Here is a 14965-nt window from a genome sequence, read left to right as displayed (position 1 = left end):
TTTCAGACGCTGGGGCAATAATTTGAAACAAAATCGCGACATGTGCCCGTGAACTGTAAAAAATCTTACACAAGTCTTGGTAATCTGGAACGCATCGTGCACAATTGCCTATACGAGCTGTGGCACCCGCCACTTTCTACTTCTTTCGCGGCGCCCCTCACGAGGCATCGCTCCACCGATTCAGGATGCACGTTATGGCTACTTCAACTGCCACCCCTTACTCGGAGACCAATCCGGGCGGCATTGCCGTCTCTTCCAGGAAAACCCTCATCAACACGGGCATTGGCAACGCCTGGAGTGATACGACTGGAGCATCTACGCGACGTTCTCCATTTACTTCGCACGCGAGATCTTCAACCCCTCTGACCCCGTGGCCTCCATCCTGGGCGCCATGGCGATCTTTGCCGTGGGCTTCATCTTCCGCCCCATCGGCGGCTTGTTCTTCGGCTGGATGGCCGACCGCGTGGGCCGCAAGGCCGTACTGCTGACCACGGTTGGTGGCATCGCGCTGGGCGCGCTGATGATCGGCCTCACGCCCACCTTCGAGACCGCCGGCGTGTTCGCCGCGGTCATGCTGCTGGTCGCCCGACTGATCCAGGGTCTGGCCTACGGTGGCGAAATGCCCACCGCTCAGACGTACCTGGCTGAGATGGCTCCCCCGGAGCGCCGCGGCCTCTGGTCCTCCATGATCTACGTGTCCGGAACCATCGGCGCGTGCCTGGGTATCTTCATGGGCGTCATCATGAACCTGTTCCTCTCCCCCGAGCAGATGGGCGAGTGGGGCTGGCGCGTTCCGTTCTTCATCGGTGCACTGGGTGGCCTGTGGGCCCTGGTCGGCCGTTCGCAGCTGCACGAGTCCGAAACCTTCAAGACCAACAAGACCAAGCGCCCCTCCATCTGGCCCGAGTTCCGCCGCAACTGGAAGTCCGCGTTCCGCGTGATCGGCCTGACCATCGGCGGCACCGTGTGCTACTACGTGTGGTCCGTGTCCGCCGTTCAGCAGGCCGTGGTGGTTCACGGCATGCCGCAGGCCACCGCACTCAATGCGAGCCTCTTGGCCAACGTGGTGCTCATCATCTCGCTGCCGTTCTGGGGTAAGTTCTCCGACCGCTTCGGCCGCCGCCCCGCACTGATCATCGGCAACGTGGTTCCGCTGCTGCTGTTCTTCCCCATGAACGCCATGGTGGGTCAGAGCTTCATCTCCCTGTTCTTCCCCACCGCACTCATCCTGATCTTCATGGGCGCCACCCTGGCCAACACGCCCGCCGTGTTCGCCGAGTTGTTCCCCACCAGCGTGCGCACCGTGGGCGTGGCCTTCCCGTACGCGGTGGCCGTGGCCATCTTCGGCGGCACCGCCCCGTACCTGCAGAACTGGATCAGCACCACCTACTCCGTGAGCGCCTTCTCGGTGTACGTGTGCCTGCTGCTCCTGATCTCCTCGGTGGTCGCGTTCTTCCTTCCCGAAACCAAGGGCAAGGACCTGCGCCACTAAAGCTTTCGACACAACGACGCCGCCCCCGCACCTTTTCAGGTGCGGGGGCGGTTTCGGTCTGTCTACCGTTCGAGAACGGTCAACCCAGCCTTACTTCTTGGCGGGGGTGTGCAGCAGCTTCTTGTTGGCGAACTCCTCGATACCGAAGGGACCCAGCTCGCGGCCCACGCCGGAGCGCTTGACGCCACCGAAGGGCAGGTCCGGAGCGGTACCGGTGGTCTCGTTGACGAACACCATGCCGGAGTCCACGCGCTTGGCGATCTCCAGTGCGGCGGCCTCATCGGCGCCGAACACGGAACCGCCCAGACCGAAGGGCGAGGAGTTGGCCAGCTCAACGGCCTCGTCAGCGTCCTTGACCTTGTAGACCACGGCCACCGGGCCGAAGATCTCCTCGGCGTAGGCGCGCATCTCGGGGGTCACGTCAGCAAGGACGGTAGCTTCCATCCATGCGCCGTCGCGCTCGATCTTCTTACCACCGGCCAGCACGGACGCGCCCTTGTCGATGGCGTCCTGGACCTGCTCCATGATCTCGTCACGAGCACCCACGGTGCTGATCGGGCCCAGGAAGGTCTTGTCGTCCGAGGGGTCACCGGGCTCGATGCCCTGGACAGCCTGCGCGAACTTGTCCACGAAGGACTCGTAGGCGTCTTCCAGAACGATGAAGCGCTTGGCGTTGGTGCACGCCTGGCCGTTGTTGGACATACGACCCATCACGGCGTTCTTCACGGTGCGTTCCACGTTCTGGTCGTCCAGAACGATGAAGGGGTCGGAACCGCCGAGCTCCAGAACGACCTTCTTGAGGTTCTTACCAGCGGTGGCGGCCACGGAGGCACCTGCGCGCTCGGAACCGGTCAGGGACACACCCTGCACAGCCGGATCCGGGATCACGATGTCAGCGATCTGGTCGTTGGAAGCGAAGATGTTGATGTAAACATCCTTGGGGAAGCCCGCCTCGTGGAAGAGCTCCTCCTGCACCACGGCAGACTGCGGAACGTTACCGGCGTGCTTCAGCAGGATGGTGTTACCCAGCATCACGTTGGGTGCTGCGAAACGAGCCACCTGGTAGTACGGGAAGTTCCAGGGCATGATGCCCAGCAGGGAACCGGTGGAATCCAGGACCACGCGAGCTTCGCCACCCGTGGACGGTTCCAGGGTGCGGCCTTCCATGAAGCCTTCTGCGTTGTCCGCGTAGTAGTCGTAGATACCCGCAACGATCATGACCTCGCCGATGGCCTGAGCCTTGGGCTTGCCCATCTCGTCGGTCAGGATCTTTGCGAGCTCTTCCTTGCGCTCGCGGTACAGCTCAGCCATCTTGTGCATGAGCTGGGCGCGCTCCGAAACGGGAGTGTTGCGCCAAGACCTGTAGGCCTCACCGGAACGCTTCACTGCGTCCTTGATCTCTTGATCCGTTGCGGTGGGGAACTCTTTTACGGTTTCGCCTGTGGCGGGATTAACTGTTGCGTAAGCCATACCCCTAGGTTATGCCTCACTCAGGGTTTGGCGAACAGCGTTCACCGAGGGCGAGAGTCCTCCTTCTGTGTTGCATCGGGCCCCACGGGGCTTGATATCGCAAATTCCTTATATAAGGATGGTCTTATGACAACCGAGGCTACGGGGCCGCTGTCCCCCTATCTGGATGTGGCTCGTCTGTTCGGCGCGCTGGCCAACCCGGCTCGCTGCGCCATCGTGGAGCGACTCACCGTGGAGCCCCGGTTCGTCGGAGAGCTGTCACAGGAGTTGGGTCTGTCCCAACCCCTGGTCTCGCAACATCTCAAGGTGTTGCGAGAGGCCCACCTCGTGGAAGGTTTCCGCGACGGCCGAGTCACGCGCTACCGCTTGATCGACGAGCACGTAGCGCACGTCTTCCTGGACGCCCATCAACACACCAAGGAGCACCACAATGAGCGCTGCAACCACTGAGACCACCTGCGCCTGCGAGAAGTGCGGCCCCAACTGCACGTGCGAAACCTGCACCTGTGAGAACTGCACGTGCGAGAAGTGCAACCACGCCGCCTGATCGCAAGACCATCTAGCCTCTTCGCTTTAGCGGGCACCGCCCGCTAGCGAATACAGCGGGGACCTTGCCCTTAAGGGCGGGGTCCCCACTGTCATGCACTCCTTCTACGGCGAGTCCCGCGCATGCACATTGCGTGGGGTTCCCCACGCGTATCCACCCCGCATGAGGTGCCGCCGGCGCCTTAGATGACACTTCTGGTTCCGCCGGAACCTCGCGGCGATCCCAAGAGGTTCCCACGAAACACCACGTGCGCCGGGAGGATCCAACGAAACCTGGGGCGCGGCGTCGTCGGCGGGAAGCAACCTTGCAAAGGTGGGCAACGCGCAATGGAGCGGCGAAAAGCCCAATTGAGTCCTTCGAGCGACAGAATAAGGACATCAATTCGCATTACTTGCTCGATAGGACGTGCCCATGACTCACACAGACCAACGGGGATTCAAGAAAGTCCTTGGCCGGATAGATGCCATTGCACTCGGGGTGGGCGCGATGATCGGCTTCGGCTGGGTCGTGCTCACCGGCGGCTGGCTGGATGACGCCGGAACCATGGGCGCCGCGCTGGCCATGCTCGCCGGTGGCATCATCATGACGGTTGTGGGTCTGGTCTACGGCGAGCTCGTGGCCGCCATGCCCGCAGCGGGCGGTGAGCACAACTACTTGCTGCGCGGCATGGGTGCGCGCTGGGCATTTATCGGCTCGTGGGGCATTACGGTCGGCTACATCACCATCGTGGCGTTCGAGGCCGTGGCCGTACCGCGAACCGTGCAGTACATTTTCCCGGGGTTGAGCCAAATTCCTCTGTGGACCATTGCCGGCTTCGAAGTGAATCTCACGTGGGCGCTGGTCGGCTCGCTCTCCGCAGTGATCATCACCTGGATCAACATCCGAGGGGTGAAGCAGGCTTCAACCGTGCAGATTTTCGTGATTCTGTTCCTGGCCATTGTGGGCCTGTTCATGATCTTCGGGGCCTTCAGCGGCGGGTCGGAACAGAACATGGAACCCTTCTTCTCCAACGGGATGGCTGGATTCTTCACCGTGCTCGTGGTGGTGCCGTTCCTGTTCGTCGGTTTCGATGTAATCCCTCAGGTCTCCGAGGAGATGAACCTCTCGCCCAAGAAGCTCGGCGGAACCATCGTGATCGCCGTCCTGCTGGCCACCGTTTGGTACGGAATGGTGATTCTCACCACATCGGCTTCGCTGCCGGTAGCCGAGTTGGCCGTGGCCGACATCGCCGTGGCGGACGCGGTGGGAGCCGTGTTCAACTCCCAGGCCATGGCCAACCTGCTTCTCGCCGGCGGTCTGGCCGGCATTCTGACATCCTGGAACTCCCTGCTCATGGGCGCTTCCCGGTTGCTTTGGGCCCTGGGGAATTCCCGCATGCTGCCGCGCTGGTTCGGCAAGATCCACCCCAAGTACGGCACACCCATCAACGCACTGCTCTTTGTGGGCGCACTGTCCTTCATCGCGCCGTTCTTCGGCGAGGAAATGCTGGGTTGGCTAGTTGATTCAGGCTCACCCTCCATTGTGATTGCGTACCTGCTGGTTTCCGTGGTGTTCGTGATCCTCCGTAAGCGCGAACCCTCGATGGAACGCCCGTACCGAATCGGCGGCCGCAAGAATGGCGGAGTTGTCATCGGAATCCTGTCGGTCGTCCTGTGTGCCGGATTGGCCATCCTGTACATCCCGGGCATGCCGGCCAGCCTTGGCGTAGCCCCCTATGTCATCTTCGGTTTGTGGTGGCTGCTCGGACTGATCTTCCTGCTGCGCATCCCCCGAGGCATTGAACCGGGAGAAGACGCGGAGCCCCGACTGGTGGCTGCCGTGGAAGCCCGCAAGAAATGAGGGATGCTCGGACTTGCGCCGGGGCATAACATGGAATCAGGGGCATTGCGCCCAAGCACCTTCAACTGCACAATTTCTAGGATGAAGTTGTGAGAGAGGCACGATATGACTAACCAAGAGAAAATTTCTGCACTTCTTGAAGCCACTCCCAAGGGTCTGCTGATCAACGGAGAATGGCGCGATGCCTCCGACGGCGGCACCTTTGATGTCGAGAACCCCGCCACCGGTGAAGTCCTGGCCACTCTGGCCTCGGCCACCGAAGAAGATTCCCGCGCTGCCATGGATGCCGCGGCGAACGCTCAGGAGTCCTGGGCACGCACCTCCACCCGCGAACGCTCGGACATTCTGATGCGCGCGTACAACCTGGTGAAGGAACACACCGACGAGCTCGCGACGCTGATGACCCTGGAAATGGGTAAGCCGCTCAAGGAATCGCAGGGTGAAGTTGTCTACGGCAACCAGTTCATGCGCTGGTTCTCGGAGGAAGCACCCCGCCACTACGGCCGCTACGCGGACACCCCCGAGGGCAACCTCAAGATGATTGTGACCCACAAGCCGGTTGGCCCGTGCCTGTTGATCACCCCGTGGAACTTCCCACTGGCCATGGCAACCCGCAAGGTTGCTCCCGCCGTGGCCGCAGGCTGCACCATGATCCTCAAGCCTGCGCGCCTCACCCCGCTGACCTCGCAGTACTTTGCCAAGTTGATAATCGAGGCGGGTATCCCCGCGGGTGTTCTCAACGTAGTGTGCTCGGCCTCCGCCTCCAAGGTTTCCGGCCCCATCATGGACGACCCGCGCCTGCGCAAGGTCTCCTTCACCGGTTCCACCCCCGTGGGCAAGCAGCTCATGAAGACCGCTGCGGACCGCGTGCTGCGTACCTCCATGGAACTGGGTGGCAACGGCCCGTTCATCGTGTTCGAGGACGCAGACCTGGACAAGGCTGTCGAGGGTGCCATGGCCGCCAAGATGCGCAACATGGGCGAGGCCTGCACCGCGGCCAACCGCTTCCTGGTGCACGAGTCCGTGGCTGAGGAGTTCTCCAAGAAGTTCGGTGAGAAGCTCGGCGCGCTCAAGACCGGTAACGGTATGGACGAGGGCACCGATGTGGGCCCGCTCGTCGAGAAGAAGGCGCGCGACGGCGTCGTCGAGCTTGTGGAAGACGCCAAGGAAAAGGGCGCGACCATCAGCGTGGGCGGCAAGGCTGTGGACGGCAACGGCTACTTCTTCGAGCCGACCCTGATCACCGGTGTGACCGAGGACTGCCGCGTGTTCACGGAAGAGATCTTCGGCCCCGTGGCTCCGGTCATCACCTTCAAGGACGAGGACGACGCTGTGCGTCTGGCCAACTCCACCGAGTACGGCTTGGCCTCCTACGTGTACACCAATGACATCTCGCGTGCGCTGCGCATCGGCGACCGCATCGAGTATGGCCTGTTGGGCATGAACGTCGGCGTGATCTCGAACGCCGCCGCTCCGTTCGGTGGCGTCAAGGAGTCCGGTCTGGGCCGTGAGGGCGGCGCCGAGGGCATTGCCGAGTACACCACCACTCAGTACATGGGCCTGCCCTCCCCGTGGGCCTGATCCACACCTAATTTTTCACCCCTCGAAAGGACAATCAGACAACTATGGCTGAAATCGAATACACGCTTGAGCAGAAGCGTGACCTGAAGACCAGCATCCCGGGCCCCAAGTCCGTTGAGCTGGCAGAGCGCCGCAGTAACGCGGTCGCTTCCGGTGTGGCGTCCTCCGTCCCCGTGTACGCGGACAAGCTGGACGGCGGCGTGATCCTGGATGCCGACGGCAACCAGCTGATCGACCTGGGCTCCGGCATCGCCGTGACCTCCGTGGGCGCATCCGCTCCCAAGGTCGTGGAGAAGGTCAAGGAAGCCGTGGAGAAGTTCACCCACACGTGCTTCATGGTCACCCCGTACGAGGGCTACGTGGCGGTTGGCGAGAAGATCGCCGAGCTGACCCCGGGTTCCTTCGACAAGCGTGCGGCCCTGTTCAACTCGGGTTCCGAGGCAGTGGAGAACGCGGTCAAGATCGCTCGCACCTACACCAAGCGCAGCGCAGTGGTCGTCTTCGATCACGCGTACCACGGCCGCACCAACCTGACGCTGGCCATGACCTCCAAGGTCATGCCCTACAAGCAGGGTTTCGGTCCGTTCGCTTCTGACGTGTACCGCGTTCCCATGTCCTACCCGTTCCGTGATGCTGACGGCATGACCGGTCAGGAAGCCGCCGAGCGCGCGCTGCTCCTAATCGAAAAGCAGGTCGGTGCGGAGAACGTTGCCGCAGTGGTCATCGAGCCCATTCAGGGCGAGGGTGGCTTCATCGTCCCCGCCGAGGGCTTCCTGCCCACGCTGACCAAGTGGTGCCAGGACAACGGCGCTGTGTTCGTGGCTGACGAGGTCCAGGCAGGCATCGCTCGCACCGGCACGTGGTTCTCCTCCGAGTGGGAGGCATCGAGCCCGACCTGGTGACCTTCGCCAAGGGCATCGCCGGCGGTATGCCGCTGTCCGGCGTGGTGGGCCGTGCGGAGATCATGAACTCCGTGCACGGCGGCGCCTGGGTGGCACCTACGGCGGTAACCCCGTCGCGTGTGCCGCAGCCTGGGCGCCATTGAGACCATCGAAGAGTGGGGCCTCAACGAGCGCGCTTGGAGATCGAGAAGATCATCAAGGAAGAGCTGGGCGACCTGGCCGAGTCCTCCCCCATCGTGGGCGAGCTGCGCGGTCGCGGCGCCATGATGGCGCTCGAGTTCGTGGAGCCAGGTTCCAAGAAGCCCAACGCTGATGCTGCCAAGCAGATTGCCGCCAAGTGCATGGAACAGGGTGTTGTCATCCTGACCTGTGGCACCTTCGGCAACAACGTGCGTCTGCTGCCGCCGCTGGTCATCGACTTCGACCTGCTGCGCGACGGCCTGCGCGTGTTCGTCAAGGCCATTGAAGAGGCTGGCGCCTGATCTGAACTGATCACGTAGCGCTTTTCGACGGGCGGTCACCGGTTTTCCGGTGGCCGCCCGTTCGCATTTCTGCGTTCCTGCGTTTTTGCGTTCCTGCGTTCCTGGCCAGCCTTGACGCCACTACGGACGACGACGACGCCGCCCCGCCACCTTCCGCGGTTGCGGCTCCATGGTCTTCGTCTTCCGGTGTCACTTCCGTGGAATAGGGTTCCCTATGCCTTGTTTTCGGCCGAGAATGCGGGATAGGGAACCTTAAACCCTCACGGTCGATGTGGGATGGTGGGACTAACCCGCCGTATACCACTTCATTCCGAGCCCGGAGGACCATCGTGGAGCACTATCCGTCACTCACCGAGACTGTTCTGGCACTGCGCAACGGTCAGGTCACCAGCGAGGACACCGTGAAGTCCTCGCTCGACCGCATCGAAGAGCTCAATGACACCCTGGGCGCGTTCATTCACGTGGATCGTGAAGTTGCCATGAAGTGGGCCCGGGAGGCGGACGAACAACTGGCCGAGGCGGCGTCGGACCCGTCCGCTCAAGCAGAATTGCCAGCGCTTCTGGGTGTACCCACGGCACTGAAGGACGGCCACGAGGTCGCGGGGATGCCCACGACCTTCGGAACCCTGATCAACCAGGACGAGGACGGTGAGTTCCCGATCGCTGCCGACTCTGACCCTCTCGCGCAAACCCTTGAGGCAGCCGGCGCCGTGATGGTGGGCAAGACACAAGTCCCGGAGTTCCTGCTCAATTGTTATTCCGAGAACAGAATATTTCCGCCGGCGCGCAATCCCCACTCGCCGGAACACAGCCCCGGAGGCTCCTCTGGTGGCCAGGCGGCGGCTGTGGCCTCCGGGATGCTGGCGGGGGCGATCGGTTCGGACGGCGGCGGTTCGGTGCGAATTCCTGCCGCGGCGTGTGGATTGATCGGGCTCAAACCGAACCGTGGGCGGGTCCTGAGCAGCGATGCACTGAACAACGTGGGGCAGTTGGGCGTCAACGGCCCCATCACGCGCACCGCCTTGGACGCCGCCCTACTCATGGATGTGCTGTCCTCCACCCCGGGACACACCGCCATCAATCGGCCCGTGAAAGCAGTGCCGGAACGGTCGTTCACATCCGTGGTGAGCCGCGCGCTGGCCGGGGATGCTCCATGGGGAGATCGTCCGTTACGGATCGGCGTGAGTACGGCATCCCCGTTCGAGGGCACCTACGACATCTCGGTCTCCCCCGAAGCAGAGCTCGCTCTGTCCGAGGGCGTCCGCCAGTTGCAGGCGCTGGGGCACGAGGTCGAGGAAGCGCAGATCAACTACCTGCCCGGTTATGCGGAGAACTTCTTCAAATTGTGGACGACCGCCGTGGGTCAGATCCCCTTGGCCGACGGGCAAGAGTTGCAACTGACCGGCCTGGCGCGGCACTTTCGAGAAGCCGCGTTGAACCGCTCTGCCGTGGAGTTGGCGGACGCCGTGAGCGCGATTCGCGTGTTCGAGGCCGACACTATCGCTCAATATGCCCAGTACGACATGATTCTCACGCCCGCCCTGGCCATGCCGCCGCGGCCCATTGATTGGTACTTCGAGGGCTACGACATGGCCGATCCTCGCAGCGCAGAACGCGACTACGAGCGGCAGTGCCAGTACACCCCCTACACCTCGTTCATCAACGTGGTGGGGCTACCGGCCATCACTGTTCCCACCGTGTGGACACAGCCGGAATCCGGTGACTACCCCGGCAAGGTGCCGATGGGTGTGCAACTGGTGGGAGCGGCGTCGTCGGAGGCGTGGCTGCTCTCCCTGGCCGCGCAGCTGAACCCGCCCACGGACCGCGGGCCGCGTGAGTGCAATCGAACGGAACATTGCGTCGCGTCACTGACGAGCGCGGGTTTCCCGAGTAGGTTTGGGGTATGGCGAACCGTGCGGGCACCGTAGCCCAACCCAGTGACCTTGTGAACATCGACGAGCTGATCGCGGCGTATTTCGATCGCGTGCCTGACGCCGGTGATCCCGATCAGCGAGTGGCGTTCGGTACGTCCGGGCACCGTGGATCCTCGCTCAAGACTTCGTTCAACGACACGCATATTGCGGCCATTACACAGGCAATCGTGGAGTATCGCGCGGGGCAGGGCATTACCGGCCCGTTGTTCATGGGCAAGGACACGCACGCGCTGTCCGGACCCGCGCAGGATACCGCGCTCGAGGTGCTCGCGGCCAACGGTGTGAACGTGCTGCTGGATTCGCGTGAGGCTTCACGCCCACCCCTGCGCTGTCCCACGCGATCATCAAGTACAACGCGTCCGGCGCGGCCGAGCAGGCAGACGGCCTTGTCATCACGCCGTCCCACAACCCGCCGGCCGACGGCGGCTTCAAGTACAACCCTCCGCACGGCGGCCCCGCAGATTCTGACGCGACCGAGTGGATTGCCGCGCGCGCCAACGAGCTCATGGAGGCCGGGCTCGACGGCGTGAAGCGCGTCTCGAACGACGCCGCTCGCGCCGCAGCGACCACCGGCACCTTCGATTTCCTGGACTCCTATGTCTCGGATCTGCCTCGATCATCGATCTGGACGTCATTGCGGAATCCGGTCTGCACATTGGCGCGGACCCCATGGGCTCTGCGTCCGTGGCGTACTGGGAAGAGATCAGCAAGCGATTCGGACTGAACCTCACCGTGGTCAACCCCGAGGTGGACCCGCAATGGGCGTTCATGACGCTGGACTGGGACGAGAAGATCCGCATGGACTGCTCCTCCCCCAATGCCATGGCATCGCTGATCGGTAACCGCGACAAGTACGACATCGCGACCGGCAACGACGCGGACACGGACCGGCACGGCATCGTGACCCCGGATGCCGGGCTCATGAACCCGAACCACTACCTGGCCGTGGCCATTGATTACCTGTACCGCAACCGTTCGGGGTGGTCTTCCGACGCCGGTGTGGGCAAGACGCTGGTGTCTTCGTCGATCATCGACCGGGTGGCATCTTCTCTTGGGCGCCGTCTGGATGAGGTCCCCGTGGGCTTCAAGTGGTTCGTGCCGGGTCTGATTGACGGTTCCATCGGTTTCGGTGGTGAGGAGTCCGCGGGTGCATCGTTCCTGCGCATGGACGGTTCCACCTGGACGACCGACAAGGACGGCATCATCTTGGCCCTGTTGGCCGCGGAGATCACCGCCCGCACCGGCAAGACACCGTCGCAGCGTTACAAGGAGTTGACCGAGGAGTTCGGCGATCCGGTGTACGAGCGCATCGATGCTCCGGCCAACCGTGAGCAGAAGGCAGCGCTGAGAAAGCTCTCCGCAGAGCAGGTCACCACGGACACCCTGGCCGGTGAACCGATCACCGCAAAGCTGACGGAAGCTCCCGGCAACGGCGCTGCAATCGGCGGTTTGAAGGTCGTCACGGAGAACGCGTGGTTCGCCGCCCGTCCGTCCGGCACCGAGGATGTCTACAAGATCTACGCCGAGTCATTCAAGGGTGCTGAACACCTGAAGCAGGTGCAGGAAGAGGCCAAGGCGCTGGTGGATTCGGTGATTGGGTAGGGGTTTCCGCTCTCACCCACATTTCGGGCAGAGGTTGACGCCAAGACCAGGGGTTTCGGTGCCAACCTCTGCCCTTTGGGTGGTCACGCTCGATCGTCAGCTCTCCAGAAGGACCCGCTGCCACATGGATTCCTGCTGCCAGTCCTTCGGGAAACCCATCTCCGATGTGGTCCTGAATGTGAGTCCTTCAAACGAGTGATCCACTAGGTCACGTACTTTCAGGGGCCACCCCGTTCCAGGTGAGACTGTCCGCAAAATCAACCCCATCATGAGCAGTGATCCGTACAGTCTTTCGCTTTGGCCCTGCGGCAAAGACCCTAACCCTGGCACAGTTCTTGCAGCCGCGGTGCCAACGGGTATGAAAGTCGTGTTCCAGAGTCTTGCATGGTGGGCGCAGGCATTACGGATCACTGTGATCTGCTCCAACCACGCCGCGAGAGGGTGCCGCTTGAAAGCTTTGTGTCTCTGATTCTTACTGAGTTTCTCCAGGTCGGCCCGGAATCCGAGCCCCTCCGCCACCACTTGTTGTTCACGAGCCACCATGCCGTCGAACAGCTTGGAGACATCCGAAAAGTCGAGCACTTCCATGAGCACCCAAATAGGTATGCCACTGTATGTGTTCAGGTGATGTCTAATCGCAGTATTGTGTCTGACGGATCGCGAGATTCTGGACTTGGTAATTTGAATCCAGTCGCGATGATTGAACTGCGGCCTAAAATTCGACGGTAACTCATGGGCAAGGGGGCCGTGGGAACCCAAGACGTCACTGATGTGAGACCGCAGGGCGACCTCGACTCGCTCCAGTCCATCATGAACCAGGGTTCTGAGCTTTCGATCGAACTCGTAAAGCGCAGTGACTTCTTCCAGTGAGGCGCCCGCCTGAAACTCATCGCCTCGTGAGGTTGGTTTTTCTCCGCGCTGGATTCGGTATGGATACCAGTAGCCGGATAACCGGTAGTAGCCAACGTGTGAGAGCACTGTTGTGCGGAGAGGCTGTCCATTCTGAGACCTCGGCCCCGCAGCTGTTGCTCTTGCTCCTGCAGGGTCATAAAAGGCTTGACCTGGTTCGCCATGCTGGTCCTCGAACGTGTGCTTAATAGAGATCCAGCCCACTCCGGACGAATCCGGGCGGGCTGAACTGTTAGAGGTAGTCTAGCACTTGCGCTTCGAATCTCCTGGTTTACGAGTAAATATTCACCCCAGTGACCCCACCATGGTCGGCATGCCAAAGCGACTGTCTGATCAGATCAGCACGGTCTGTAGTGTCCAGACAATACGCGCAGTCTCCACGCTCACCGTGGTTACGCGTTTGATCAGATCCACGATGTAGCGCGGGTCCTCATGCTCTGCAGCCCAGTCGTTGGGGTCGTTCACGATTCCCGAGGCTTTGTCCGTCTTGACCTGGTACCGGTCCATGATCCACTCCAGCGCGGAGCGCGAACCCAGCATGTACTCGTGCGCCTCGTCCGGGATGCCGCTCAGCGTGACGTTGCCGTTGTAGACAATGCTTGACCGGTCCTTCGACTTGCCGGTTCCGCCCCAGCGCAGCTTGGTCACTCGATAATATCCAGGGTCCGATTCGTTGCCGGTGCTGTGGGACTCGCTCAGCGGATACGGCTCGACCGACTCGTACTTGATGTGCAGATCCATGAGCTTGCGCCCCGCATCTACGTAAGCACCGAACGCCTCCGCCGACCCCGGCAACGGAATCCGCGGCAACTGCCGCTTCAGGTCCGCCGCGTACTTCTCCCGATAGCGCGGGTCATGCAACTGCGCGTAGACGCTCACAAAGATGTCGTCCTTGGTCACGCCCTCCCCGAACGCCTCCGAGTAGCGTGCCAGCGCATCGTCGCTCACGTTGTCGATCCGCCGATACCCCTCCACGACGACGTCGCTCCCGCCACTTTCCAGACCCAGGTCCAGTTCCCCGTGGCTCATGTTCCCGACCGGTTCGTAGGTGTAGCGGGGGAAGAACTGACCCGTGTCCAGCAAATGCAAGTCAGGGATTGCATCGACCGCGATGAACGTGAAGTCATAGTGCGATCCCACCCCGGTTAAGTAGAACCCGTAGTTCTCGTGCTGCGGGGTCGGGAACATCCGTGGAAGCTGCGCACGCTCATGGTTATAACCACCGGCGAAATAAAGGTGCTGCTTCGAAAACGGGCGGTACATGCTACTGCGCAACGCGTCTGAGCTAGGCGCGAGGTATTTTCCTGTCGCTGCCCATTGCCTGAGAGAACGGGCCCAAGAAATCTCGGCGGGATCGGTCCACATCGAATCTTGTTTGAGCCAGTCAGCCACGTCCTGCTGCGTCCTCTTTAGGCGTGGCGTGCCTTGATAGGCGTCAGTAACTGCGTTATAAGTCTTCGTCATTCGATCAACATTGCCTACTAATACTTCACGAGAGTAGTTATAAACCCAGGAGTCTCTATTTGACTGCAATCCAGCACTGTACGTTCTAAATATGGGATAGAATGCATCTTTTCCACTCTTGTCCCCCAGTGGCGCGAAATTCTGGAAATCCTCCGAGGATTGGTTGAGCCACTCACCCTTGTCATTTGGTTCGAGATTTTGCCACTCATTACCGGTCAGGGTTGCCGATTCAATGACCTTCAGTTTCTGCTCGCGGGAGAGATAATCACCGATGTCCCGATAGTGCAGTTCGCACTCACCGGTGTGGGCGGGGTCCTTGAGCGCGATCAGCACGGCTACTGTTGTGCGACTCCCACCACCAAAAACGTTGCCCGCTTCCCTTTTACGAAGATTGCCGGCGCCACGCGCGTTTCCCCGAGTATTGAACACATACAAATGATCGAAGTCCCTCACCAGAGACTTCCGAATCCCATCTGCCGAATTGCCATCGATGTATCCGCCGTTGGTGACATAGGCAAGAATTCCGCGATCACCGATACGATCGGCGCCCCACCGGATCGCCCGAACGTAGGAGTCGTAGAGGCTGTTCTTGTTCTGGCCACTGCCGAGCTTGGCGTAGGTATCTCGGATGCGCCCATCAAGGGTCGGATAGCCAGGTTGGCGTTGTTGTCATTCGCGCTGGTCTGTCCCACCGAATAAGGCGGATTGCCCACAATCACGCGGATGGGACTGCTGCACGGTTA

General features: G+C 61.6%; 8 protein-coding genes and 2 pseudogenes. 7 read left to right on the top strand and 3 right to left on the bottom strand.

Annotation, left to right across the window (positions count from 1 at the left end; genetic code table 11):
• Positions 1 to 370 precede the first annotated feature (370 nt).
• Positions 371 to 1492 (top strand): MFS transporter, encoded by a 1122-nt coding sequence (locus YO9_RS0106870; protein WP_016996808.1) that lies wholly within the window; start codon positions 371 to 373, stop codon positions 1490 to 1492.
• Between the two features lie 90 nt (positions 1493 to 1582).
• On the opposite strand, the gene YO9_RS0106865 is transcribed toward YO9_RS0106870, so the two are convergent.
• Positions 1583 to 2962 carry an NAD-dependent succinate-semialdehyde dehydrogenase gene (locus tag YO9_RS0106865; RefSeq protein ID WP_016996807.1) on the bottom strand — a complete coding sequence of 460 codons (1380 nt, stop codon included), beginning with the start codon at positions 2960 to 2962 and terminating at the stop codon, positions 1583 to 1585.
• A gap of 126 nt (positions 2963 to 3088) precedes the next feature.
• On the opposite strand from YO9_RS0106865, the gene YO9_RS0106860 reads away from it, so the two are divergent.
• The 6 genes and pseudogenes from YO9_RS0106860 to pgm all read left to right on the top strand — a co-directional run bounded on the left by YO9_RS0106860 (position 3089) and on the right by pgm (position 11849).
• Positions 3089 to 3412 carry an ArsR/SmtB family transcription factor gene (locus tag YO9_RS0106860; protein ID WP_016996806.1) on the top strand — a complete coding sequence of 108 codons (324 nt, stop codon included), beginning with the start codon at positions 3089 to 3091 and terminating at the stop codon, positions 3410 to 3412.
• A 508-nt stretch (positions 3413 to 3920) separates the two neighbouring features.
• The gene (locus YO9_RS0106850; protein WP_223286231.1) at positions 3921 to 5348 is read left to right on the top strand and encodes an APC family permease; all 1428 of its coding nucleotides are present in this window, start codon (positions 3921 to 3923) and stop codon (positions 5346 to 5348) included.
• 105 nt (positions 5349 to 5453) lie between these two features.
• Positions 5454 to 6929, top strand: a complete 1476-nt coding sequence (locus YO9_RS0106845) for an NAD-dependent succinate-semialdehyde dehydrogenase (RefSeq protein WP_016996804.1) — start codon at positions 5454 to 5456, stop codon at positions 6927 to 6929.
• Between the two features lie 44 nt (positions 6930 to 6973).
• A pseudogene (locus tag YO9_RS0106840) lies at positions 6974 to 8313 on the top strand (4-aminobutyrate--2-oxoglutarate transaminase).
• A gap of 329 nt (positions 8314 to 8642) precedes the next feature.
• Entirely contained in the window at positions 8643 to 10241 is a 1599-nt protein-coding gene (locus tag YO9_RS0106835; protein ID WP_016996801.1) for an amidase, read from the top strand.
• A pseudogene (gene pgm / locus YO9_RS0106830) lies at positions 10217 to 11849 on the top strand (phosphoglucomutase (alpha-D-glucose-1,6-bisphosphate-dependent)). The gene YO9_RS0106835 and the pseudogene pgm overlap by 25 nt, the downstream one beginning before the upstream one ends.
• A gap of 96 nt (positions 11850 to 11945) precedes the next feature.
• Here pgm and YO9_RS0106825 read toward each other — a convergent pair.
• Together YO9_RS0106825 and YO9_RS17360 are read right to left on the bottom strand one after the other, a co-directional pair.
• Positions 11946 to 12827: an Abi family protein gene (locus YO9_RS0106825; protein ID WP_223286230.1), complete on the bottom strand. Its 882-nt coding sequence runs from the start codon at positions 12825 to 12827 to the stop codon at positions 11946 to 11948.
• A 264-nt stretch (positions 12828 to 13091) separates the two neighbouring features.
• The gene (locus tag YO9_RS17360) at positions 13092 to 14555 is read right to left on the bottom strand and encodes a type ISP restriction/modification enzyme (RefSeq protein WP_223286229.1); all 1464 of its coding nucleotides are present in this window, start codon (positions 14553 to 14555) and stop codon (positions 13092 to 13094) included.
• Positions 14556 to 14965: the final 410 nt, after the last annotated feature.

The sequence above is a fragment of the Kocuria atrinae C3-8 genome, from assembly GCF_000286355.1.
Taxonomy (GTDB): Bacteria; Actinomycetota; Actinomycetes; order Actinomycetales; family Micrococcaceae; genus Kocuria; species Kocuria atrinae_A.
Note: the sequence above shows the minus strand (reverse complement) of the source record. Positions and strands in the feature narration are given on the sequence as shown.

Bases quoted from the DNA above. Each gene is read 5' to 3' on its own strand.
- YO9_RS0106860 (WP_016996806.1), top strand. From the start codon at position 3,089: ATGACAACCGAGGCTACGGGGCCGCTGTCCCCCTATCTGGATGTGGCT.
- YO9_RS0106850 (WP_223286231.1), top strand. From the start codon at position 3,921: ATGACTCACACAGACCAACGGGGATTCAAGAAAGTCCTTGGCCGGATA.
- YO9_RS0106845 (WP_016996804.1), top strand. From the start codon at position 5,454: ATGACTAACCAAGAGAAAATTTCTGCACTTCTTGAAGCCACTCCCAAG.
- YO9_RS0106865 (WP_016996807.1), bottom strand. From the start codon at position 2,962: ATGGCTTACGCAACAGTTAATCCCGCCACAGGCGAAACCGTAAAAGAG.